This is a genomic window from Flavobacterium sp. GSP27 (assembly GCF_003970395.1).
GTDB lineage: Bacteria > Bacteroidota > Bacteroidia > Flavobacteriales > Flavobacteriaceae > Flavobacterium.
In genome coordinates this window covers 1-23,825 of record NZ_RYDP01000020.1, presented here as the reverse complement: position 1 = coordinate 23,825, position 23,825 = coordinate 1, and the positions used below count along the sequence as shown (strand labels likewise).

Here is a 23,825-nt window from a genome sequence, read left to right as displayed (position 1 = left end):
TAAATGGCAATTGAAACTACGGTTTTTCTTGAAATCATACTAAAATAAAGTACTAAACTAAGAAATAACTCCTGAACCAACTAATTCATCCCCTAAATACCACGCGGCAAATTGTCCTTCGGTTATTGCCGACTGCGGTTCGTTAAAGTCCACGTACATTTCGTTTTCAAACTGATGCAAAGTAGCCCTTTGCAACGGTTGCCTGTAGCGTATTCTTGCCATCACCTCCATCGTTCCTCCATTGGCCAAAGCCAAATCTTTACGAATCCAATGTACTTCTTCTTTTTCAATACGCAATGCTTTCTTGAATAATCCGGGATGTTGACTTGATAATCCGGTATATATCGTATTGGTTTCTACATTCGTGGCTATAATAAACAAGGGATCCGTTGTGCCTCCTACATTTAATCCTTTTCGTTGTCCAATAGTAAAATAATGAGCCCCTTGATGTTTCCCCACTATTTTCCCCATTTGTGGCGTGTACGGAATTTTTCTTGCTGCTGATTTTAAATCCGCTTCTACACTTAGGCCTACATGATTTTCAGCACTGTAAACAGGATCATTTTTATCTATTTGGATAATAATTCCGTCTTTGGGTTGCAATTTTTGTTGTAAAAATTCAGGCAAACGCACTTTTCCAATAAAACACAAGCCTTGTGAGTCTTTCTTTTCGGCAGTTATCAATTCCATTTGGGCAGCAATTTCACGTACTTCCGGTTTAGTTAATTCGCCAATGGGAAATAAGGATTTTGCCAATTGCTCTTGGGATAATTGACACAAGAAATAGGATTGATCTTTATTGGTATCGGCACCGGCTTTCAGTTGATACACGGTTTCGCCATTCACTTTGATTTCACTTTTTTGACAATAATGCCCCGTTGCAACATAATCAGCACCAAGACTCAAAGCAATTTTCATGAAAACTTCAAATTTTATTTCCCGATTACAAAGCACATCGGGATTTGGAGTACGTCCTTTTTCATATTCATTGAACATGTAGTCTACGATTTTTTCTTGGTATTCAACACTTAAATCTACTGTTTGAAATGGAATTCCAAGTTTTTCGGCAACTAACAATGCATCATTACTGTCCTCCAGCCATGGGCATTCATTAGAAATAGTGACTGAATCGTCATGCCAATTCTTCATAAAAAGACCAATAACTTCATACCCTTGTTGCTGCAACAAATAAGCAGCAACACTTGAATCTACTCCTCCGGAAAGTCCTACAACTACACGCTTCATCTTCAAAAAATTAAAATTTTATAAGGGTGCAAAGTTACAAAAAGATTTACAACAGTAATGGCTAACGATACCGTTAATTGTTTTTTGATTTTGTGGCATTTTCTGTAAAGCTCATATTGATTTCTTTGACTACTTTTCCTTTTTCAAAAAACTGCCATATACCCGCTTTCTTTCCATTTACAAAGTGTCCTTTAGAGACTGTATTCCCGTTGGAATCTCTAAAGATTGCTAAACCGTTATAAAGGTCGTTCTTGAAAACAGACTCTTCCAACACGATTCCTTTTTCAGTATATTTTTTATAAAAGCCATTTTTTAAATTATTTATATAATTGATTTCTTCGGCAATTTTTCCACTTAAATAAAATACGGTACGCAAACCTTCTAGTTTTCCTTTACTATAGTGCTCCGTTGTCATTATATTTTTTGAGGCCAAATGGTAATAGTTCCATTGACCCTCAAATACTTTATTGATCACTTTTCCTTCACTTACTTTATTCTTGTTTTGGTCGTAAAAAATAGTAAACGCTGCATTGTCTTTTGGATTAAATTCTCGAGTTGCAATTAGCGATTTTGCTCTGGTATCATCAAAAAAATTAAAAATACCAATTTCTTTTCCGTGCTCAAAAGTTCCTTCATATCTAGGTCGTTTTGAGGTTTCATATACACCTTTCCACACTCCGTGTTTTTTCCCTTTTGCATCTAATACATTAAAATCAGTTTGTGCATAAAGAAAAAACACATTCAAAAACATCAAAACCAATATTCTTTTTTTGTAATATGTTTTCATAATTACTTTTTTTAGTACCGAATTCAGGTCACTTAAATTAATCTAATAAAAAAGCTCTCAATATTTGAGAGCTTTTTTTATGCATTATTTTTTCTTTTGTTGTGCTTTTTGAGCTTCGGCTTGTTCCATCACTTCTTGCAGTTTTTTCTGGAATTTACCTTGCTTTTTGGGCTCTTTCAATTTATTCTCTTGAATTTGAGTATGAATCTTATCACTATCGATAAAGTATCGTTTGATGACAATCATAATTCCAATGGTAATCAAATTCGAAATAAAGTTATACAAACTCAATCCCGCACCATAACTATTAAAGAAAAACAACATCATGATTGGCGACACGTATATCATAATTTTCATCATTTTTGCCATATCCGGCATTCCTTCTTGTTGCGGAGCAGCCATTTGCTGGTCTCCAGAAGTCATTTTCATGTAAAAGAAAATAGCAATCGAAGCCAGAATAGGAAACAAACTGATGTGATTTCCGTAAAACGGAATATAGAAAGGCAAACGGATTACTTCATCAAAAGACGATAAATCATCCGCCCAAAGGAAACTTTTTTGTCTTAACTCAAATGCCGATGGAAAAAACTGAAACGAAGCATACATAAATGGCAGCTGAATCAATGCTGGAATACAACCTGCCATAGGATTTACTCCCGCTTTGTTATACAACTTCATTGTTTCCTGTTGTTTCTTCATAGGGTCTTTTTTGAATTTTTCACCCAATTCTGTTATTTCAGGACGCAATACTTTCATCTTAGCCTGTGACAAGAACGATTTAAAAGTAATCGGCGACATTGCTATTTTTATCAAAATTGTAAAAATAATTATCGCAATTCCATAAGAAATATAAGAACTTAAAAAGGCAAATAATGGAATAAAGATAAACTTATTGATCCACCCAAAAATTCCCCAACCCAGTGAAATAATTTTTTCCAGATTTTGATCGTATGAGTGTAATGTCTTATAATCTGTTGGACCAAAATACCAACTCATTTTGTGATCTAATTCACCATTGGTAAATGCTAATGGGATGTTAGCATTAAATTGTTTTGTAAAAGTAGTATCCACTTTGTCATCCAGCACTAAATTTGTTGATTTTAATTTAGCCGTTTCGAAAGGGGTTTGCGTTAAAAGAATCGTTGAGAAAAAATGCTGTTTGAAAGCTACAAAAGTGGCTTTATCTAAGTCAGATTCTTCCGTCTGACCCAATCCTGCGTAATCTATTTTTCCGTCTTCATGTTCAAAATAGATTTCAGTATACCGGTTTTCATACGAAACACTTTTCTCGTTTCGGTAGGTTTTTAAATCCCACTCTAAATCTACTGGTTTGGCGGTATTCAAGACTTTATTCAATCCTTGGGAACGAATGTCAAAACCAATCATATATTCGTTTGGTTTCAACACGTATTTGTATTCCAAGAATTCATTAGCTCCCGCTTTCAATTTCATGGATAATATTTGATCTGCTCCAACTTTTGTCAAGGTCGGTTCAAAATACAAGTCTTTTGAATTTAAAGTACGGTTATCACTAGTCAGCAATTGTACATTTAAATTGGCATTATTGTCTTTGATCAATTGCACTAATTGTCCTGAACCTTTCTTGAATTTTTCAAATTTTTTCAAAGTAGTCTCCACAATATAGCCTCCTTTATTGGCTATTTTTAGCATAACCAATTCGTTTTCAATAGTTGTAAAGCCTGCTTTTGCTGAAGGTAATGTTGCAGAATAGGCAAAATTCCCTAAGGTTTTTTGCAACTGCGCCAGTTGAGTTGAATCTCCGGTTGCAGCAACCTCAATTGTTGCTTTTGCAACCGTTTTAGCTTCTAACTCTTTCGCTTTAGCTTCCTGAATCACCAATTCTTTTTGTGCTTTTTCAGCGGCAATTACTTTCTCATCAGGTTGATTTTGATACATGATAAAAATCAAAATACCAAAAATTAATACAAAACCTATGATCGAATTGAGGTCAAATTTTTTTTGTTCCATTATAATTAAAAAAAGTTATAAATTTTAGGTTTACTGAAACCCAATCGTTTTCAGTTATTTTTTCTTTGCCTGAACGGCTGCTGCCACAAAATTCACAAAAATAGGATGCGGATTTGCAACCGTACTCTTGTATTCCGGATGGTATTGCACGCCAATAAAAAACGGATGATCTTCTATTTCTATAATTTCTACCAATCCCGTATCAGGGTTTACGCCTGAAGCCATCAATCCGGCATTTTCTAATGGAGCAACGTATTTACTGTTGTACTCATAGCGGTGACGGTGGCGTTCTGAAATGGTTTCTTTTCCGTAAATTTTATAGGCTAATGTATCTTTTTTGATGTCGCATTTCCATGCACCAAGACGCATTGTTCCGCCCTTATCCGTGATAGTTTTTTGCTCTTCCATGAGGTTTACTACCGGATAAGCGGTGTGTTCATTCATTTCAGTTGAATTAGCATCTTTATAACCCAACATATTTCTTGAATATTCTATGATGGCCATTTGCATCCCCAAACAAATTCCGAAAAACGGCACTTTATTCTCACGGGCATATTGCACTGCTGCAATTTTTCCTTCAATTCCTCTTTCTCCAAAACCTGGAGCAACCAGAATTCCGTCTAAACCTGAGAATTTTTCCTGTATATTATTTGCATCAATGTGTTCTGAATGAATCGAAATCACATTTACTTTTGTTTCATTAGCTGCACCGGCATGGATAAATGCTTCCAAAATAGATTTGTAGCAATCCTGCATTTCTACATATTTTCCTATCAAACCTATATTCACGGTATGCTTTGGATTTTTTAATCGGCGTAAAAAAGTATTCCAGTTTTTTAAATCCGGAGCCGCTTTTTTAGGTAAATCTAATTTTTTTAACGCCACAACATCAAGTCCTTCTTCCAGCATTAGATTCGGCACTTCATAAATCGTGGAAGCATCAATAGACTGAATAACAGCTTCTCTTTTTACATTACAAAACAAAGCCAGTTTATTGCGTAATTCTTCAGAAATTTCGTGTTCCGTTCTGCACACTAAAATATCTGCTTTTATTCCGCTTTCCATCAAGGTTTTTACGGAATGCTGGGTTGGTTTTGTTTTCAACTCTCCCGCGGCAGCTAAATAAGGAACCAGAGTAAGGTGAATTACAATCCCATTATGCTCTCCTAATTCCCAAACTAATTGACGAACAGATTCTATGTAAGGTAAGGATTCAATGTCTCCTACTGTACCCCCAATTTCAGTGATGACAATATCATAATCGCCGGAATTTCCAAGCAACTGCATTCTTTCCTTGATTTCATTGGTGATATGAGGAACTACTTGTACTGTTTTTCCTAAAAACTCACCTCTTCTTTCCTTTTCAATAACCGAAAGATAAATTCTTCCTGTAGTCACATTATTCGCCTGAGAAGTAGGAACATTCAAAAAACGCTCGTAATGCCCTAAATCCAAATCCGTTTCGGCACCATCATCAGTCACATAACATTCTCCATGTTCATAAGGATTTAATGTCCCTGGATCTACATTAATGTATGGGTCAAACTTTTGGATGGTTGTACGGTATCCTCTAGCTTGTAACAATTTTGCCAAAGATGCTGCAATGATTCCTTTCCCTAAAGAAGAAGTCACACCGCCAGTAACAAAAATATATTTCGTTTGATTCATTCTGTTGTTATTTGTATTGTAGTTGTGTAAAAAACGTGGCAAAAGTACAATTATAAATTGTCAAATTGAAAATTAAATCGGTTTTGGGTACCGTTTTTTTATATTTCGAATTAACTCTTCCAGACCATTGAGTTTCAATTCATAAATTAATTTCAGTTGTTCCCCTAGTTCCCCTTTAGGAAACCCTTTATTGCTATACCAAACAATATAGTATTCCGGGATATCGATAAGAAACCAGCCTTCGTATTTACCAAAAGGCATTTTAGTATGGGCTAGCTTGATGAGTTGTTTTTGGTTTTGATCCATTTTATAATAAAAAAGAAGTAAGAGACAGGAAAACAAGAAGAAATAATCATTTTTGTTTCCTGTCTCTTGCTTCCAAAGACTATTTAATTCCAGTTAAAAATAATTCGTTTCTCGATTTCGGGATGCAGACTCAGGAAAACAGGACAGGTCATTGCTGCGCTTTCCAGTATTGTTATATTCTTTACATCAGCAGTTCCGTACATCTCAAAATTAATCGCTATCACATCAATACGTCTGGGTTCCGTTTTCATTATTTTAACCACCTCAGCGGTAGATCCTTTTAAATCCACTTCGAGATCTCGTGCTTTTATTCCCATGATGGTCATCATACAAGTTGCCAGAGCATTGGCAACCGCATCCGTTGGAGAAAAAGCTTCTCCTTTCCCATTATTATCTAAAGGAGCATCCGAAAAGATTTCAGTCCCGGATTGCAAATGAATAGAAGATGTTCTTAAATCCCCTAAATACGTTACTATTGATGTCATTATTTTGCTTCTTTTATGGTTAAATCGGTATCATAATATAAAATATAAATTCCTTTATTGGTATATCCACCATCTTCTTTTTTATAGAATTCAAACTTATTATCTATTTGTTCCGTTGCCGTAAAGGCTACTGTTTCCTGATATTTCTTATCTTGTGACAAACGCATCATCGTGTCAAAAGTAACATCAAAACCACGAATTGCATAAGCACTTGGAGTAATTTTATTCCTGTTTTTAAACTCTTTCTCAAAAATTAATGCTTCAGGTGTTTCATTTTCACGAGCAACTGACGGATACATTAATTTCAATTTTGTCAAATTCACAAAATTAATTTCGTCCGTATCTAACGTTTCATTTGGTTCCAGAATTACTAACTGCACTTGATACGCAGACATAGCACTCAACATAGTGGCCATAGTTGCCTTGATCATACTCGTGTTTTCGGTTTCCATCACCACGTAATTCATTTTGCCTTTTACAAATAAACGCTGTAGATTTTCTGGAGACACACTGCCATTTGGATTAAGAGTTGCAAATTTAACGTCTTTATGATTTTCTTTTATAAACTGAATTACAGATTCTTTTTTCCTATCGACTACTGCTATAATAACGCCTCCTCTGGCTCGCATATAATTGAACATCGCATTTTTAACCTCAGTGGTCGTTGGAATGGTTTGATATAAATTACTAAGGGAGTTACCAACATCTTTTGATAAAGGGGAGATTACCGGAACCTGGTGTTTATGAAGTAATTCAGCCGTTATCTCGACGTTACTTTGATAAAATGGTCCAATTATAGCATCTGAATCTTCCAAATTATTTCGCTTAATTAATGCTGCTATATTAGAATAATCCTTAGTTTCCTGGGAATCATAGATACTCACATCAAGAGAAAGACCCAATTGTTTGGCAGAATCTATAGCCATTAATGCACCTGCATAAAAATCTAAAGTCATATTCAAAAACTTGTCGTTTTTCAAGCGGGTGATGATTGAATTTGCAGTATCCACCTCCATTTTTGCAATATTAAAGGGCAAAAGAAGCACTAGTTTTTTCCTGTTCGCGCTATTATTTGACAATACGGTATATTCTTTTTTAATTTCTTGCAAAACAGGAGTCGCTGACGGAACTTTCAAAATCATACCTTCTGTCACGCCCTGAGATAAAGCGGGGTTTAAAGCAATTAATTCCTCCTGACTCAAATTAAACATTCGGGACAAACTATACAGTGTTTCTTTCGGTTTTATAACATAGGAACGGTAACTAAAGAGTACTTTGGCTGGTTGTACATTATTTTCTCCCATTTCTTCTTTGGACGCAAACGCTGCTTCCGTTTTATCTGCTTTTGGCCCCAAAGTTTCGGGATTCCCTTTGATACGCAATTTATATCCAATGGGTAAACCGGAAACTATTTCAGGATTTTTCTGCTCTAATTCTGCAATGGTAATTCCATAGTATTTTGCGATTGAGTATTTAGTCTCTTTTGGAAGCACATCGTGATACACTACTTTATCCTGATTTGATACTGTTTTTTTTAACCCATTTTTAGATGGAATAATAAGCGTCTGCCCTATTTGAAGACCCTCGTTTTCAAGAAAAGGGTTCGCTTCTTTTAAAGCTTCATCCGTTACCTCATATTTTTTTTCGATACCATAGAGCGTTTCTTTTGGTGTCACTTCGTGAATTATAGCCTTCGCATCTGGTGTAGTCGCAGTCAACGGTTTTTGGCTGCCCCCTTTTTTAGGAATCAGCAAAATACTGTTTGGTTTCAATCCACTTTGAGCATCCGGATTTAGTTGATATATATCAAATGGAGTGACCTTGTATTTTTGAGCAATTTCGTTAATTGTTTCCCCTTTCGCCACTTTGTGCGTTGTATTTTTTTCTTGTGCAAAAACACTATCATGATTGAACAACAACAGCACCATACAAATTACAAAAAAATATTTCATCGTTTTCATTTATAAATTATTCAAATTAGTAATACAAGAACGGTACCAAATTTTATTCTAAAAAATTTGATACCGTTTATATGGGAACATTAAAAAAAGCTGTTCTTAGAAAGGACTAAATAGTAAAGTATTATTCCCATTCAATAGTTGCCGGCGGTTTTGAACTGATATCATACACCACTCTATTAACCCCTTTTACTTTGTTGATTATGTCATTCGAGACTTTCATCAGGAAATCATAGGGAAGATGTACCCAATCTGCCGTCATACCATCTGTAGATTCTACAGCACGTAATGCAATTACTTTCTCATAGGTACGCTCATCTCCCATTACTCCTACACTATTAACGGGAAGTAAAATGGCTCCGGCTTGCCATACTTTATCGTACAGTCCCCAAGATTTTAATCCGTCAATAAAAACAGCATCAACGTCCTGTAAAATCTGTACTTTTTCCGGGGTAATGTCTCCTAAAATTCGGATGGACAGTCCTGGTCCTGGAAAAGGATGTCTGCCTAATAATTCAGAGTCTATTCCTAAAGAAGCCCCTACTCTGCGTACCTCATCTTTAAAAAGCATGCGCAATGGCTCTACGATTTTCAGTTTCATGTAATCCGGTAAACCGCCAACATTATGGTGTGATTTTATGGTTGCCGATGGTCCTTTTACAGAAACGGATTCAATAACATCCGGGTAAATAGTACCTTGTGCCAACCATTTTACATCTTGTATAAGGTGCGATTCATCATCAAAAACTTCGATAAAGACACGTCCTATAATTTTACGTTTGGTCTCCGGGTCGCTGACACCTGCTAATTCAGATAAAAAACGATCACCGGCATCGACTCCTTTTACGTTCAAACCCATTCCTTTGTACTGATCCAGTACGTTCTGGAACTCATTTTTACGAAGCAAACCATTATTTACAAAAATACAATACAGGTTTTTACCAATCGCTTGATGTAATAAAACTGCTGCCACGGTAGAATCTACTCCTCCAGAAAGTCCGAGAACCACTTTATCGTCTTGTAGTTTTTCTTTTAATTCAGCCACCATTTCTTCAACAAAAGCATTTGGCGTAAAATTCTGAGGTACTTCCGCAATTTTCACCAAAAAGTTCTCCAACATTTTAGATCCGTCGGTTGAGTGAAAAACTTCCGGATGGTACTGAATGGCGTACGTGGTTTCACCCTCTATTTTGTAAGCTGCAAATTCCACATCGTGGGTACTGGCAAGTTTTACTCCATTAGTAGGCAATGCTTTGATACTATCGCTATGGCTCATCCAAACTTGGCTGTTTTCAGAAACACCCTCGAAGAACACTTCATTCTCTTTTATAAAAGATAAATTAGCTCTACCATATTCTCTTGTATTTGAAGCTGCCACTTCACCTCCACTAAAATGAGATAAATATTGGGCTCCGTAACAAACGGCTAATAAAGGTAATTTCCCTCTAATTTGAGATAAATCAGGATGTGGCGCATCTTCTCCTCGAACAGAAAAAGGGCTACCACCAAGGATTACGGCTTTGTAAGAAGATAAATCACTCGGAAAATGATTGTATGGGAAGATTTCGCAGAATATATTTAATTCGCGAACTCTACGAGCAATAAGTTGTGTGTATTGCGATCCGAAATCTAAAATAAGTACGTTGTGTTGCATGTGCAAAAATACTTTTTATATTTTGAATTGAAAAATCGAATTTTAAAATATTTATTTTATTTTGGATCACCAAAATAATTTCTCCTATCTTTTAAAAGAGAATTAGCCTTTTAGTCCATTTTGGAATTATCCTGAAATTAAGTTTAGAAGATAAAAGAGTACATTTGCAGCCCTAATAATCTACTTAAAACAGAAAAAATGAAAGCAAGAAATTTTATAGTCGTTGCATTTTTTGGCTTTATTATCATTTCATGTAATGTAATTGATGATTTATTGACCTTTTCGATAGACAATCAAACGACCGTTACCATTCCATCTGGATTTCCAGTGAACACCTCTTTAGAATTAGTTACTCCAGATGTTCCGTCTAATTCTAGTACCGCATTTGAAAATAACAATACAAATGCCGAATTAGTCAAAGATGTAAAATTGAAAGAGATGAAGTTGACGGTAACAAATCCCGCTAACAAATCATTTTCATTTTTAAAATCGATACATATTTATATTTCAACAAATGACAGCGACGAGATTGAACTGGCTTTTTTAGACGATATAAACGCAACATCAAACACGTTGAGTTTAACCTGTACCACAGAAAAATTAGACAAATACGTTAAAGCTTCCAGTTTTAAACTACGAACAAAAGCGATAACCAAAGAGGCGATTACTCAAGATATTTCCATAAAAGCGGACATGAAATTTCAAGTTACTGCAGATCCTTTTTAGAAAAAGCTATCAAACTAGTGGCTGACGAAATCCAAAGTGATTGTACCCTGAAATTTCAAATAAGACAAAAAAAGACCTTTGGAATCTCATTTCAAAGGTCTTTTTGTTTTTACAATACAGGATTTATGTCAACTATTCTTTGACCAAAATAATGGTTGCTTTAAAACCTGTTCCCAGATTCCATTGACTTCCTGATATCAAACCTCCTTTATCATTATATACTTTGAATTCAGCAGTATTGGGTCCTGAAGATCCCTGGTTCAACGCTTCAAATTCAATCTTGTTAAATCCTTTTTCTAAGACGATTTCAAATCCTTGAAAATTACTTTCAAGATTCACTTGGTACTGGATCACTTTATCGTTCAGATACACCCTGATCTGATCTCCATCAACGTAGGCCGCATCGCGATACATTACTTTTGCTGTGACAGATCCCGTGGTAAAATTGCCTAAATCTTGGTTTTTTCGATACACCAAACCTTCTGTTTTTTCTTCTTTTTTATTCCATTTGTCTCTATACACATCTCCCGGATTAATAAACTCATTTTTAGGAATCATCGAAAAATTATTTGCCGGCGCTACAGGAGCTGAAGCATTTGGTTTTGGATTTAATAACTCCGGATTTTTAAACACATTAGGTGTCTTAACAGGTGGAACATTCGCTTTCGGCGGAATTGGTTTTTTAATTTTTGGTGCTATATTTTTAGGGGGAATGGCTTTAAATTTTGAGCTAAATTCGTTTTGGGCATATCCGCTTAGAGACATGCTGATGGTAATCATTAAAAATAAAATCCTTTTCATAACTTTCAAAATTAGGTTTTTTGTACCTGTAAAAATTTAAAAATAAAAAACCTATTGTACTTAATCAAAAATGAAGCACTAATTTAACTTTCATTTATAACTTATAATTTCCGATTTTATTATATTTTGGATACCCAAACACCATAAAAAACCGGTACATAAAAGGAATATTTTAATTACAAAACGGGTGATTTTATTTCGCTTTTTTTTATAACTTGCAAATAGTATGCCATACCAAAGCATCGCCTTCCATAACACTAAACAACCTTTAAACACTACTACAATGAAAAGAGAAAACATACTGACAGGCTCGCCATGGGAAGACAAAATGGGATATTGCCGCGCCGTACGCATTGGCAACTCTATTGAGGTTTCCGGAACTGTCGCACTGGTTGACGGCAAAAAAGTGAAAGCTAATGACGCCTATGCACAAACGCTCAATATTTTAGAACGTGTCGAAAAAGTTCTTGAAGACTTGGATGCAAGTATGAAAGATGTTATCAGAACCCGAATTTTCACTACTGACATTACTACTTTTGAATACGTTGCTAAGGCTCATGCTCAATTTTTTAAAGATATAAAACCTGTCACTGGTTTTTATGAAATCAGCAAATTAGTCGGTCCTGAATATCTAGTTGAAATAGAATTTACAGCAATAGCCCCTGAAAAATCATTAATTCAAGACGGATTATAATACTTTTGCACAAACACTTTGGCTGTTCTACTAATGAGTTTAGAAAAAACGAATAAAATTACGACACTCCTTTTCAAATGGATTTTCATTTGCATTTTAATAGGTGTTTTTTCCGGATCGGCATCTGCTTTTTTTCTGGTAGCATTAGAATGGGTAACCCAAACCCGAGACAACAACAACTGGATCATCTGGCTTTTGCCAATAGGCGGCTTGGCAATAGGACTGGGATATTACTATTGGGGGAAATCAGTCGTCAAGGGGAATAATTTATTGTTAAAAGAATACGAAAATCCGCAGCAAATTATTCCATTCAAAATGGCGCCTTTGGTACTTTTTGGCACCTTGATCACCCATCTTTTTGGCGGTTCAGCCGGTCGTGAAGGAACAGCAGTACAAATGGGCGGTGCCATTGCTGATCAGTTCACAAAACTATTTCAGCTTGACGTTTCCGAAAGAAAAACAATCCTCATTCTGGGAATCAGCGCAGGATTTGCTTCCATTTTTGGCACCCCTTTAGCCGGAGCCTTATTTGCTTTGGAAGTTGTTTTTTTTAGTAAAATCAATTTAAAAAGCATCCTATTATCGTTTTTTGTTGCCTATATCGCTTATTTCACCGTGGAACTTTGGCAGGTACAACACACGCATTATGCTATTCCTTTTGTCCCTTCAATTACTTTCATTACCTTATTCTGGGTAGTTCTCGTAAGTATTTTGTTTGGCTTGGTCGCCATGCTTTTCTCCAGAAGCACACACTTTTGGGGTCGGTTATTTTCTAAAACCATATCGTTTCCGCCTCTTCGCCCTTTTGTGGGAGGATGTTTCATTGCATTAGCCGTTTATTTTATTGGAACTACAAAATACATTGGCCTTGGAGTTCCTATGATTATTGAGGCATTTTCGAATCCAAATGCTTCTTATGATTTCCTACTAAAAATACTCTTTACGGGATTTACGCTGGGAGCAGGATTTAAAGGGGGCGAGGTAACCCCGCTATTTTTTGTTGGCGCTACTTTAGGAAGTGCCTTATCGCTGGTTGTGCCATTGCCAATTGCCCTTTTGGCAGGCATGGGGTTTGTGGCTGTTTTTTCCGGAGCCACCCATACACCTATTGCTTGCACGGTCATGGGAATGGAACTCTTTGGGATTGAAAGTGGTATTTTTATTGGGATTGCTTGTGTGTTGGCCTACTTTACATCCGGTTCCGTGGGGATTTACAACGCCCAAATTGTAAAAGGAGCAAAATACCATTTGTACCAAAAATTAAAAAGAAGAAACACCGACTTTTTATAACCCTCTAAAAGTTTGTTAATTGTATAATTCATTTCAACATTACAGTAAAAAAATGTAATTTCGCAATCTATGAAAATACAAGACATTCAAGCGATACAGTTGTTATTAGCAACTCCTAAAAAGATTGCCATAATCCCACACCGAGGCCCTGATGGCGACGCCATGGGTTCTACCCTGGCTTTATATCATTTTTTATTAAAAAACAAACACCAGCCCGTTGTTGTTTCTCCCAATGAATTTCCAGATTTTCTGGCTTGGATGCCGGGCTCTGAAACGATTAAAATATTTGAAAAAGACAAACAAAATTGCACAAAAATCCTTGAAGAGGCCGATCTGATTTTTACCTTAGATTTTAATGCCTTGCACCGCACCGGCGATATGGAGCAGGTTTTATCCCAGCTAAAGGCACCCTTCATCATGATTGACCACCATCAAAAACCGGATGATTATGCCGCGATCACCTACTCTGATACGGCCTTTGGATCAACTTGTGAAATGGTGTACAACTTCATTTTATTCCTTGGAAAAAAGCAAGATATCGACAAGACTATCGGAACCTGCATTTATACTGGAATCCTAACCGATTCCGGTTCCTTTCGTTTTCCAAAAACAACTGGAACAACCCATAAGATTGTGGCTGAATTAATCGATTTAGGCGTTGAGAACACAGAAATCCCAAGCTTATTATTTGACAACAGCTCCTTTGGACGTTTGCAAATACTAGGAAGAGCGCTCCAAAACATGAAAGTACTTCCGGAACATAAAACAGCCTACACGACTCTTAGCCAGGACGAATTAAATTCGTTTGATTATGTAAAAGGCGATACAGAAGGTATTGTAAACTACGGATTAAGCATCAAGGGAATCATTTTTACAGCTATCTTTATAGAAAATAGAGAAGAAAAAATCATCAAAATTTCATTCCGTTCCCAAGGCGATTTTGATGTGAATCAATTTGCAAGAGACCATTTTAATGGTGGCGGACATCGCAATGCAGCCGGAGGGAAATCAGAAACATCAATGACAGAAACTATCAAAAAATTCGAAGATTTAGTAACAACGCTAAAAGTATAATCCATGTTAAAATTCAGTACGCCTATTGCACTGGTCTTTTTTTTGATTCTGGTTATGTCAAGCTGCAAGCAGCATCAGGAGGCGCGCAGACCCCTTTCGCAAGCTTCGGGAAGTTTCATGAAAAAATCAATTCAACGCAACAAAAAACTGGTGGCCACCGAAGAAGATAAAATTGAGGCTTTAATCAAAAGCGACCCAAAGATAAAATACCTTGCCTCAAAAAAAGGATATTGGTACACCTATCAAACCCGGAATGAAACGGATACGCTTACGCCAAAAAAAGGAGATGTAGCCTTTTTTGATTACGAGATAAAAGATTTAAAGGGAGCCATCATTTATTCTGAAGTAGAGCTAAGACCTCAAATCTATTATGTTGACAAACAAAACATTATGATGGGATTGCGAGACGGCATCAAACTAATGCGTAAAAACGAGAAAGTTACCTTTCTTTTTCCATCAAATATGGGGTACGGTTACCATGGTGATGACAAAAAAATTGGCACCAACCAGCCCTTAATCTGCACGGTTACGCTGCGTGACTTTAAATCGGAAGCAACTTATAAAAAAGAGAACGAAACACCAGTAAAAACAGTTGTACTCCCAGCTCCCAGCAAACAACAAGTACCGTCCACCAGTACACCTAAAGACACTATAAACCAATAAAAATAAAGTTAGAAATGAAAAAAAAGATCGTACTCGCATTCCTGGCAATTGCCTCATTTTACTCCTGTAAAGAAGAACACAGCGATCTTCCAGACGGTTTATACGCTAAAATTGAAACCAATAAAGGGGACATCATCGTACAATTAAATTTTGAAAAGGCCCCTATTACAGTAGCAAATTATGTGGCATTAGCAGAAGGGAAAAATGATTATGTGACCAATGAAAATCTTAAAAAAAGACCTTTTTTTGATGGTTTAAAATTCCATCGTGTCATCAATGACTTCATGATACAAACCGGAGATCCGCTAGGAACGGGTTCTGGTGATACCGGCTACAAGTTCAAAGATGAATTTACTGATTTGCAATTTGATAAAGGAGGCGTTCTGGCTATGGCCAATAACGGCCCGGCCACCAACAGCAGTCAGTTTTTTATCACGCATCTTGCTACACCTTGGCTAGATGGCAAACACACTATTTTTGGTCATGTAGTCGAAAAAGGGATGGAGGTCGTGAACAAAATTCAACAAAACGATTACATCAATACAGTTACCATTATCAGAAATGGAGAAGCGGCAAAAAAGTTTAATGCCGTAAAAATATTCAATGATTATTTTGCTGTAGAAAATAAAAATCAAAAGGAAAAAGCAGCTGTAGATACTGAAAACAAGCGAGTTTACAACGAGAAATACAAAGAAGTCCGCAAACAAAAAGTAGCTTATTTTGCCGAATTAAAAGCCAAAGCAACAAAAACCAAAACAGGACTGCAATACGTGATCACCAAAAAAAGCGGGGGTAAAAAACCTGCTATTGGTACTGGCATCTTCATTCATTACGCCGGTTTTCTTGAAAATGCTGAATTATTTGATGCTAGTATCGAAAGTATTGCCCAAACTTTTGGAAAATACGATGAAAACAGAGCCGCTCAAAACGGCTACCAACCCATCCCTTTCCAAGCTGGTAAAAAAGATGGCATGATTCCTGGTTTCATTGAAGGCATCGAAAAATTATCGTTTGGAGACAAAGCCGTGATTTTTATTCCATCCCAATTGGGATATGGGGCAGCTGGAGCCGGAGGTGTGATTCCGCCTAATGCCAACATCATTTTTGAAATTGAATTATTAGAAAAAATGCCTCAATAATAGTAAGAAAATAAGCCTTTAAATTAGTACACTATGAAATTTAAAATTCTGGTTTTATTGTTTCTGGGAATGGTCAATGTACATTCCCAAACGGTCAAGAAATCTATTCCTGCCAAAAAACCGGTGACAACAGCAAAAGCAATTGTAAAAAAACCGGTGAAACCTGCGGTAAAAGCTCCGGTAGTTATCGAGGGAATTTTTGCAACAATTGCTACCAACAAAGGAGACATTGTAGTGGAACTAGCCTACCAAAAAGCACCGGTTACCGTTGCGAACTTCATTGCATTGGCAGAAGGTAAAAACACTTTTGTCACTGATGACAAACTAAAAGGAAAACCGTTCTTTGACGCTCTGAAATTTCACCGTGTCATACAAGATTTTATGATACAGACTGGAGATCCTTCCGGCAATGGTTCCGGTGGCCCAGGTTATAGTTTCAAAGATGAATTTACGGACTTGAAACACAGCAAAGCCGGTATTCTTTCTATGGCTAATTCCGGACCTGCAACTAATGGAAGTCAGTTTTTTATCACCCATAAAGCAACGCCATGGTTGGATGGTAAGCACTCCGTTTTTGGTCATGTAACCCAAGGAATGGCTATTGTAAACGCTATTGCGCAAAGCGATTTAATTACAAAGATTACTATTGTGAGAAAAGGCGCTTTGGCCAAAAAATTTGATGCGCCAAAAGTATTCGCTGATTATTTCAACAATAAATCCGAAGACCAGAAGAAACAAGACCTGGCAAACGCTGAAAATAAAGCAAAACAAGCTGTTTTTGAAGCGGAAAACAAAGTAAAAAGAGAAGCGCTGGAAGCGGAAGCTAAACGAGTATACATGGAAAAATACGGTGCTGTAGTAACCGCTAAAAAAACCTATTTAGCCGCTGCTAAAGCGACAGCAACCATCACACCTTCCGGATTAGCGTACAAGATAACAGAGAAAGGAACCGGAGTAAAACCTGCTAACGGAGCAACATTTTATTTTCATTACGCAGGCTATTTTGAGGACGGAACCCTATTTGACAGTAGCTATGAAGAAGTCAATCAAGTCTACGGGAAATTTGATGCCAATCGTGCCGCCCAAAACGGATACCGAGCCTTCCCGTTTGAAGACGGAAAAAAAGACGGCATGATACCCGGATTTATTGAAGGACTTGACAATATGGCTTTTGGCGATAAAGCAGTCATTTTTATTCCATCCAATCTGGCGTATGGCGAGCGAGGTGCCGGAGGCGTTATTCCGCCTAATACAATGCTTGTGTTCGAATTAGAAATGCTGGAAAAACAGCCAACTCCAAAACAATAAAATAAAATATTTGACAATTATAAAACCCGACAATTCTCATCAAAGGAAAACTGTCGGGTTTATTATTTAATCCATTTAGATAAATCTTATTCAGTATGCGGATTTAAACTGGGTTACACTGATTAAAAAATACTTAAAATCCGTTTTTCTTCTGTCGCAACCGTGCCATCTGTGTGCTATCAGACGTAAACCAACACTATTATTTCTTTGTAAATTTCCAGTCAAATTCATCTTTCTGATTGATAATTGCACCAATTTCAAATTTTACCACCTCATCAAATTCTGTTTGAAAAATGATCCAGTTTTCCTCGTTGAAGTAATTTTCGAACGTATCAAACTCTTCCTGAGTAAATTTAGTGATTCCTTTGGTAACCAAATCTTTTTTGACCTCACTAATTTTTCTGTTGATCAATTTGTATCCAAATAATTCCAACTCCGGACTTGATGCGACAATGTACCCCAATTTCAGCTCTTCTTCCTTATAGAATGTCAAGCGCATTTTGAGTTTGTTGTAAGCAAAAATTACATTATCATCCTCATCCTTATAATTGCGGTCTGGTTTCCCGTAAAGCGCCGTAACATCATTTTGTTTCATCCCGAAAAGAAGCTTATCGATGCCGTGTTTTGGATTTATTTTCATACGTAGTCTGTTTTTTTTTAGTGAATAGAAAAATCAATGTGTATTGCAACAGCTCCTTTTCCAATCCTGATTATGGAACGCAAAGTTCGCAAAGTTTTTATAATGTTTGCCCTTTTTATCATTAAAAACTGAAGACTTTTTAGTAATCTAGCCGAGTATAAAAAAACCAGCTGCCAAACTACAGAATAGGATCGGTTTTCGGGGCGGTAAAGTGCTCAATTTTTTTTAATCCCCATCGTTAAAACTACAATTTAAGGTTTTGTTTTAATCCAGCGCTGGATTTCTTTCCTGAGATTTCACCCATTTACACCGATTAATTCATCAGGCATCTTTAAAAATCTTTTATCAGCCTATGCTGTGGCAGCACTTTTTTTAATACTTGTATCTATATCCTTTTCTTGCTGCTTAATCATTAATGCTGGACTAAAAATGTAATAGATTTGACGGCAGTATTAAAGTCTGTACGGATACCATTCTAAATGATAATCCTATATTATTTTTAGAATCCAGAAGCAAAACACATTGAAGCACATTGTTTTAACTAGCATCGAAGCCAGTTCACTATTTTGGAAAGATGACAATAAATGGCTACTTTAGTACCACCAAAAGAAATAGTATGAGCTGGAATGCTAAAATTATTACACATAAAAAAGAGAAAAGAATCGCGGTCTATTTCGAAAAAAATCAAGAATTAATTACTCGAATAAAAACAGTAGCCGGTTCCAGATGGAGCCAATCTTTAGTCGCTTGGCACATTCCAGATACGGAAGAAAATAGAATTCGGTTTAAAATCCCAGCACTTACCTACTCCTTTCCGTCACCTGAAGGCATTGCTCAAATCGAGAAACTCAAGCAATGGATGCGTTCCAAGCGGTATAGCCAAAGTACGGTTGTTACCTATAGTGAAGCTTTGAAATCCTTTTTGGTTTTTTATAACCAAAAACCTATTGCTGAAATTACCAATGAAGATGTAATTGTGTACAATAATGAATACATTTTGAAAAACAATCTTTCGGCTTCGTATCAAAACCAAATTACAAACGCCCTTAAGCTATATTTTAAAACTATACAAAACACCAAAATCGAAATTGACAAAATTCACCGACCAAAACGGGCTAAGGTTTTGCCAAATGTATTGAGCAAAGAAGAGATAAAATTGATTTTGAATGCACACAGCAACATTAAGCACAAAATGATGTTGAGTCTGATTTATAGTTGTGGGTTACGCTGTGGTGAATTATTAGCACTTCGACCCGTTCATATCGATGCTAACCGAAACATAGTTTTGCTAAAAAACGCCAAAGGTCAAAAAGACAGGATTGTGCCATTAAGCCTAAAAATATTAGAAATGCTTCGTGAGTATTATAAAGTTTATAGACCTATATCTTATTTATTTGAAGGACAAATCAAAGGACAACCCTACGATGATAGAAGTTTGCAACAGGTGTTGAAACAAGCGCTTCAAAAAGCTGGGATCACAAAACCAGCCACCTTACATTGGCTCAGACACAGCTACGCAACGCACTTATTAGAAAGTGGCACCGATTTAAGATATATACAAGAATTATTGGGACACAGCAGCAGCAAAACCACCGAAATTTATACTCACGTAAGTACGAAAAGTTTGCAACAAATAAAAAGCCCATTTGATGATTTGTAAGAAATTAATTTATTATATTTGAATCGCAATGCGCTGCTCAATAGCGACAATCTACCCAAAACAGGGTGTATAGTCGCTACTTTATAGCGAGTATAGACAAGTTAGCACTCATTATAAAAAACACCGCAATAACAACAAGACAATTGAAAAAAATATCATTTACATTTTTTGCTCTATTCCTTACTTTTTGGACTTTTGGACAGACAAATATCAGCGACCTTGAAAAAGTTGATGGCCTTTGGACTAAAAAAGGAGCGACTTCAACATATACTGGGGAATTTGTTGAGACGTTTGAAAACGGAAAAACAAAAGGAACAGGAAACTTCGTAAAAGGTCAACTCGAAGGACTGAGAATTCAGTTTTTTGAAAACGGACAAAAAAGAACAGAGAAATTCTATAAGACATCCCATCCACATGGTATTGCAAAAGAGTTTTACGAAAATGGAACTCTAAAACAAGTTGGAGAATTTGTGGATAATAAAGAAACTGGAATTTGGACAATTTACTATGAAACAGGAGAAAAACATGTTGAATCAACTTTTATAAATGGAGTTCAACAAGGCGACTACATGGAATATTCCAAAGACGGAAAATTGTTAGTTAAGTATTATTTTGTTAATGGAAAAGCAAGTTATTCTGATGAATTTATAAAGCTTACAAAAGAAGCAATTGATTTAAGCAGACAATTTAAAAATGAAGAAGCTATTAAACTTTATGACAAAGCAATAGAATTAAATCCAACAGTCGCACAAGCTTATTTTAATCGAGGAGCTTGTAAAGGAAACAGCTTTGACTTTGAAGGAGCAATAAAGGACTATGATAAAGCAATTGAATTAAATCCTGAATATATGAAAGCATATGGTAATAGGGGAAATGCAAAAATTAATACACTTACTTCAAAAGGAAACATAAAACCTACATCAGAACAAACTAAAAGTGCTTGTGAAGACTTTAATAAAGCAGTTTCACTTGGCGACAAGACAATCGGAACCGAAGACATGATATATTTATACTGTAACAAGAACAAGAAGAAATAACGAGTGCTAATCGAGTAGACGGCTCCGCCAGAAACTGACGGAGTGCGCCTCTCACACCACCGTACGTACGGGTCTCGTATACGGCGGTTCGCAAAGTGATGGGTTGAGTTCCATGTAAATCTCCAACATCGATTGATAGCCTTTCTTCTTAAGTCGCAGTAGGGTAATTGTAGTGGTTAGAATCGGACTCTGAGCAATACGCCATCCTCCTTTTCTGGTTCTGCTCCAAGCATAGGCGTGGTCTTTGTCAATTCCTAGTCGCATCAGGTTTTTCCTTTTGCGTTCGGGCTTTTTCCAGTCCGTCCAAATGCAGTAGCGCAGACGGTTGCGCAACCAACCATCAATATCTCGTAACTTTCCTTGAATACTTGTCCCTCGAAAATAGTTTAGCCATCCCCGTTGGATTTCGTTGATTTTTCGGATGCGTTCCTCGAAACTCTTTGGTGCGGTTTTGCGCGTCACTTCTTTTAGACTCTGTTTGAGTTTTGCCCAAGCTTTGTCCCCTACCGTTAGTTGATACCTGCCTTTTACCCCTTTTTGATAAGTCGATGCAAACGAAAATCCCAATATCGTGAACTGAATCGGCTTTCTAATTCCGCTCTTTTCCAGATTAATGGTCAGTTTCAGCTTGTCTTTCAAAAACAGAAAAATAGCGTTTCCAACCGTTTTGGCTTGGGTTTTCGATTTGGTGTAGATACTAAAATCATCGGCATAGCGAACAAACTTCAAGCCTTTTCTCGTCAGTTCTTTGTCCAATTCATGGAGCAAAATGTTTGACAAAAGCGGACTTATCGGACTTCCTTGCGGGACTCCTTTTCGTCGTTTGACTAGTTTTCCTTTGATCAGTATTGGCACTCGCAACCATTTGCGGATTAATCGCAAAGTTGTTGGACATTTTACCTTTTGGTAAATTAGGTTCATCAGCAAGCAATGGTCGACTTCATCAAAGAAGGTCTTTAGGTCAATATCTACAATATAATTGTAGCCTTCGTGAATATTTCCCAAAGCTTTGCCTACCGCTTGGCGGGCGTTTTTGTTGGGTCGGAATCCGAAGCTATTAACGCTAAAATCCTTTTCAAATCTCGGCATCATCGCTTGCGATACGGCTTGTTGAAGCAGTCTGTCAACTACTGTTGGAATTCCTAAGAGACGGAACTTTCCGCCTCCTTTTGGAATTTCCACACCAAGAATGGGTTGCGGCAAGTAACGGTCATTCTTAATATCCTCCAACAATGCAGACTTGTGTTCACGGAAATAATCCGCTAGTTGAATGGTTTTTAGTCCATCAACGCCCGCACTGCCTTTGTTGACTACTACTTGACGTAGTGCCTTTTGGAGATTGTAAGGATGTGTTACTTGTCCAATCATACTTGCTGTTTTACATTAAATTTTTTCCTGTTCCGCTTTTTCAGGGCTATAACTTGCGTCATTCCGATGAAAATTGAGAACCACTTGCGTTGGGTCCTTCCTTGTTTGTGAGGCCTATACCGTTTCTGTTGGTAACTCGTTGCCCCAAGTACTATGACTTCTGCTGACTTCTCCACCCAACCACTCGTGGTTGTGAAGACCTCCCTCGGTAAGCACTTCCTCTTTCTGTCTATCCCCGACGCATCTACTAACTAAACCTGTTGTCTAAAGGCTTTGCATTGCTGTGCATGCTTACCCAATTTAGCTAGCCTCTTATGCGCTTTGTGTTCCTCGGTACAGACTTTTGCCGTTTGGCTTCCTTCACTGCATGGGTCGCCCCAAACCAGCTTACCACGTGCTAATCGGCTCAATATAAATCAACAACTTGCCGATAAGGGACTTGCACCCTATAGATAAAATTCCTACTTTTGAGGAATTGGAAGTGCATGCAAGGCACACACAGCCGTTTGGCTAGATTGGGGTTTTAGGCTGAATTTGAAGATTGTTTTGTATTTGGGAATATAGCGATTAACCGAAGTATTAGGATTATTAACCCCTACCATCGCCTACTAGCGGGACGTTGGCGGTAATTTTGCGACCGAAAAAATACAAACCATAAAATAGAAAGAAATATTGTTCAATTTATTCAGAAGAAAAAAGAAAAACGGTTGTCCTAATTGTTACCAAAAAGACATTATAAGTTTTGGAACTGATTACTTGGAAAACAAAATAATTTCTTTAATCAAATTATCTGAAGAAATTGGCGGAATAAAAATCTATAAATGCGAAAAATGTAGTACTCAATTTTACATTAATGGAAACATGTATGAAAGAATTATAGAAGGTCAAATCGAACTTCTAAAAATGTGGAATGAGAAAAATCTAAATTGCACAGATAATTTAAAATCCGAAATCGAAAAAATTGGCTTAACAAATGATTGGAATTTAAGCAGAATCGCACCTTGCAAAATAGAATTAAATGACGGACAAAAATTTGAATTTGCGACTATAAAATTTTCTAATCAACCGCCATTAGGATATCATTATTCAACATTCAAGAATATTTTTTTCATAGATGAAGTAAAAAATATTTCAGAAAGCGAATACGGAATTTATTTAAAAATAAGAAATGAAGCCGAAAAAGCAGAAGAAAAGAGAATGGGTTTTTATCCAACAATTTTGAAAACCAAAGAAGGGAAAAAAATTGCACTTAATGGAAGAGGGCACTGAAAAAGTCTTTTTAAAAATTAATTGTTAATAAAAAGGAGTAGAAAACTATAGTTTTTTGCTCCTT

At 36.6% G+C, this 23,825-nt stretch carries 21 protein-coding genes; 10 read left to right on the top strand and 11 right to left on the bottom strand.

Annotated elements, in window-relative coordinates:
• Positions 1-57 precede the first annotated feature (57 nt).
• The 8 genes from mnmA to guaA all read right to left on the bottom strand — a co-directional run bounded on the left by mnmA (position 58) and on the right by guaA (position 10,092).
• A complete protein-coding gene (mnmA, locus tag EKM05_RS13725; protein WP_126456348.1) occupies positions 58-1,245 on the bottom strand; it encodes a tRNA 2-thiouridine(34) synthase MnmA in 1,188 nt (395 codons plus the stop codon).
• Between the two features lie 73 nt (positions 1,246-1,318).
• Entirely contained in the window at positions 1,319-2,032 is a 714-nt protein-coding gene (locus EKM05_RS13720) for a toxin-antitoxin system YwqK family antitoxin (protein WP_233584109.1), read from the bottom strand.
• Between the two features lie 84 nt (positions 2,033-2,116).
• Complete coding sequence (gene yidC, locus EKM05_RS13715; RefSeq protein WP_126556184.1) at positions 2,117-4,021, bottom strand: membrane protein insertase YidC; 1,905 nt, start codon at positions 4,019-4,021, stop codon at positions 2,117-2,119.
• Between the two features lie 54 nt (positions 4,022-4,075).
• Complete coding sequence (locus EKM05_RS13710; protein ID WP_126556181.1) at positions 4,076-5,689, bottom strand: CTP synthase; 1,614 nt, start codon at positions 5,687-5,689, stop codon at positions 4,076-4,078.
• Between the two features lie 72 nt (positions 5,690-5,761).
• Positions 5,762-5,995, bottom strand: coding sequence for a DUF3820 family protein (locus EKM05_RS13705; protein ID WP_066082415.1), 234 nt, complete (start codon positions 5,993-5,995; stop codon positions 5,762-5,764).
• 83 nt (positions 5,996-6,078) lie between these two features.
• The gene (locus tag EKM05_RS13700) at positions 6,079-6,480 is read right to left on the bottom strand and encodes an OsmC family protein (protein WP_126556178.1); all 402 of its coding nucleotides are present in this window, start codon (positions 6,478-6,480) and stop codon (positions 6,079-6,081) included.
• Positions 6,480-8,432 (bottom strand): LysM peptidoglycan-binding domain-containing protein, encoded by a 1,953-nt coding sequence (locus EKM05_RS13695; RefSeq protein WP_126556202.1) that lies wholly within the window; start codon positions 8,430-8,432, stop codon positions 6,480-6,482. The genes EKM05_RS13700 and EKM05_RS13695 overlap by 1 nt, the downstream gene beginning before the upstream one ends.
• Before the next feature lie 130 nt (positions 8,433-8,562).
• Positions 8,563-10,092, bottom strand: coding sequence for a glutamine-hydrolyzing GMP synthase (gene guaA / locus EKM05_RS13690; protein ID WP_126556175.1), 1,530 nt, complete (start codon positions 10,090-10,092; stop codon positions 8,563-8,565).
• A 198-nt stretch (positions 10,093-10,290) separates the two neighbouring features.
• Between guaA and EKM05_RS13685 the strand changes: the two genes are divergently transcribed.
• The gene (locus EKM05_RS13685) at positions 10,291-10,818 is read left to right on the top strand and encodes a hypothetical protein (protein WP_126556172.1); all 528 of its coding nucleotides are present in this window, start codon (positions 10,291-10,293) and stop codon (positions 10,816-10,818) included.
• Positions 10,819-10,950: 132 nt separating this feature from the next.
• Here the strand turns inward: EKM05_RS13685 and EKM05_RS13680 are convergent, their stop codons facing one another.
• Positions 10,951-11,619 (bottom strand): hypothetical protein, encoded by a 669-nt coding sequence (locus tag EKM05_RS13680; RefSeq protein WP_126556170.1) that lies wholly within the window; start codon positions 11,617-11,619, stop codon positions 10,951-10,953.
• A gap of 283 nt (positions 11,620-11,902) precedes the next feature.
• Here EKM05_RS13680 and EKM05_RS13675 point away from each other — a divergent pair, with 283 nt between their 5' ends.
• The 6 genes from EKM05_RS13675 to EKM05_RS13650 all read left to right on the top strand — a co-directional run bounded on the left by EKM05_RS13675 (position 11,903) and on the right by EKM05_RS13650 (position 17,787).
• On the top strand, positions 11,903-12,313 hold the full coding sequence (locus EKM05_RS13675) for a RidA family protein (RefSeq protein ID WP_126463247.1): 411 nt from the start codon (positions 11,903-11,905) through the stop codon (positions 12,311-12,313).
• Positions 12,314-12,346: 33 nt separating this feature from the next.
• Entirely contained in the window at positions 12,347-13,603 is a 1,257-nt protein-coding gene (locus EKM05_RS13670; protein WP_126556167.1) for a voltage-gated chloride channel family protein, read from the top strand.
• A 69-nt stretch (positions 13,604-13,672) separates the two neighbouring features.
• A complete protein-coding gene (locus EKM05_RS13665) occupies positions 13,673-14,677 on the top strand; it encodes a bifunctional oligoribonuclease/PAP phosphatase NrnA (protein WP_126556164.1) in 1,005 nt (334 codons plus the stop codon).
• 3 nt (positions 14,678-14,680) lie between these two features.
• Positions 14,681-15,340, top strand: a complete 660-nt coding sequence (gene gldI / locus EKM05_RS13660; RefSeq protein WP_126556161.1) for a gliding motility-associated peptidyl-prolyl isomerase GldI — start codon at positions 14,681-14,683, stop codon at positions 15,338-15,340.
• 14 nt (positions 15,341-15,354) lie between these two features.
• Complete coding sequence (locus EKM05_RS13655; RefSeq protein WP_126463239.1) at positions 15,355-16,479, top strand: peptidylprolyl isomerase; 1,125 nt, start codon at positions 15,355-15,357, stop codon at positions 16,477-16,479.
• Positions 16,480-16,512: 33 nt separating this feature from the next.
• Positions 16,513-17,787, top strand: coding sequence for a peptidylprolyl isomerase (locus tag EKM05_RS13650; protein ID WP_126556158.1), 1,275 nt, complete (start codon positions 16,513-16,515; stop codon positions 17,785-17,787).
• A gap of 199 nt (positions 17,788-17,986) precedes the next feature.
• On the opposite strand, the gene EKM05_RS13645 is transcribed toward EKM05_RS13650, so the two are convergent.
• Positions 17,987-18,427: a hypothetical protein gene (locus EKM05_RS13645; RefSeq protein ID WP_126463235.1), complete on the bottom strand. Its 441-nt coding sequence runs from the start codon at positions 18,425-18,427 to the stop codon at positions 17,987-17,989.
• A gap of 616 nt (positions 18,428-19,043) precedes the next feature.
• On the opposite strand from EKM05_RS13645, the gene EKM05_RS13640 reads away from it, so the two are divergent.
• Positions 19,044-20,087: a site-specific integrase gene (locus EKM05_RS13640; RefSeq protein ID WP_126516659.1), complete on the top strand. Its 1,044-nt coding sequence runs from the start codon at positions 19,044-19,046 to the stop codon at positions 20,085-20,087.
• Between the two features lie 143 nt (positions 20,088-20,230).
• Positions 20,231-21,124: a toxin-antitoxin system YwqK family antitoxin gene (locus tag EKM05_RS13635; protein WP_158615154.1), complete on the top strand. Its 894-nt coding sequence runs from the start codon at positions 20,231-20,233 to the stop codon at positions 21,122-21,124.
• Positions 21,125-21,175: 51 nt separating this feature from the next.
• Here EKM05_RS13635 and ltrA read toward each other — a convergent pair whose 3' ends face one another.
• Positions 21,176-22,492, bottom strand: coding sequence for a group II intron reverse transcriptase/maturase (gene ltrA, locus EKM05_RS13630; RefSeq protein WP_126556152.1), 1,317 nt, complete (start codon positions 22,490-22,492; stop codon positions 21,176-21,178).
• A gap of 672 nt (positions 22,493-23,164) precedes the next feature.
• Here ltrA and EKM05_RS13625 point away from each other — a divergent pair.
• Entirely contained in the window at positions 23,165-23,761 is a 597-nt protein-coding gene (locus EKM05_RS13625) for a hypothetical protein (RefSeq protein WP_126556150.1), read from the top strand.
• Positions 23,762-23,825: the final 64 nt, after the last annotated feature.

Coding starts and splice junctions, on each gene's coding strand:
- mnmA (WP_126456348.1), bottom strand. CDS start 1,245: ATGAAGCGTGTAGTTGTAGGACTTTCCGGAGGAGTAGATTCAAGTGTT.
- EKM05_RS13645 (WP_126463235.1), bottom strand. CDS start 18,427: ATGAAAATAAATCCAAAACACGGCATCGATAAGCTTCTTTTCGGGATG.
- EKM05_RS13695 (WP_126556202.1), bottom strand. CDS start 8,432: ATGAAATATTTTTTTGTAATTTGTATGGTGCTGTTGTTGTTCAATCAT.
- yidC (WP_126556184.1), bottom strand. CDS start 4,021: ATGGAACAAAAAAAATTTGACCTCAATTCGATCATAGGTTTTGTATTA.
- EKM05_RS13700 (WP_126556178.1), bottom strand. CDS start 6,480: ATGACATCAATAGTAACGTATTTAGGGGATTTAAGAACATCTTCTATT.
- EKM05_RS13670 (WP_126556167.1), top strand. CDS start 12,347: ATGAGTTTAGAAAAAACGAATAAAATTACGACACTCCTTTTCAAATGG.
- guaA (WP_126556175.1), bottom strand. CDS start 10,092: ATGCAACACAACGTACTTATTTTAGATTTCGGATCGCAATACACACAA.
- EKM05_RS13685 (WP_126556172.1), top strand. CDS start 10,291: ATGAAAGCAAGAAATTTTATAGTCGTTGCATTTTTTGGCTTTATTATC.
- EKM05_RS13680 (WP_126556170.1), bottom strand. CDS start 11,619: ATGAAAAGGATTTTATTTTTAATGATTACCATCAGCATGTCTCTAAGC.
- EKM05_RS13675 (WP_126463247.1), top strand. CDS start 11,903: ATGAAAAGAGAAAACATACTGACAGGCTCGCCATGGGAAGACAAAATG.
- EKM05_RS13720 (WP_233584109.1), bottom strand. CDS start 2,032: ATGAAAACATATTACAAAAAAAGAATATTGGTTTTGATGTTTTTGAAT.
- EKM05_RS13650 (WP_126556158.1), top strand. CDS start 16,513: ATGAAATTTAAAATTCTGGTTTTATTGTTTCTGGGAATGGTCAATGTA.
- gldI (WP_126556161.1), top strand. CDS start 14,681: ATGTTAAAATTCAGTACGCCTATTGCACTGGTCTTTTTTTTGATTCTG.
- EKM05_RS13655 (WP_126463239.1), top strand. CDS start 15,355: ATGAAAAAAAAGATCGTACTCGCATTCCTGGCAATTGCCTCATTTTAC.
- EKM05_RS13665 (WP_126556164.1), top strand. CDS start 13,673: ATGAAAATACAAGACATTCAAGCGATACAGTTGTTATTAGCAACTCCT.
- EKM05_RS13710 (WP_126556181.1), bottom strand. CDS start 5,689: ATGAATCAAACGAAATATATTTTTGTTACTGGCGGTGTGACTTCTTCT.
- EKM05_RS13640 (WP_126516659.1), top strand. CDS start 19,044: ATGAGCTGGAATGCTAAAATTATTACACATAAAAAAGAGAAAAGAATC.
- ltrA (WP_126556152.1), bottom strand. CDS start 22,492: ATGATTGGACAAGTAACACATCCTTACAATCTCCAAAAGGCACTACGT.
- EKM05_RS13705 (WP_066082415.1), bottom strand. CDS start 5,995: ATGGATCAAAACCAAAAACAACTCATCAAGCTAGCCCATACTAAAATG.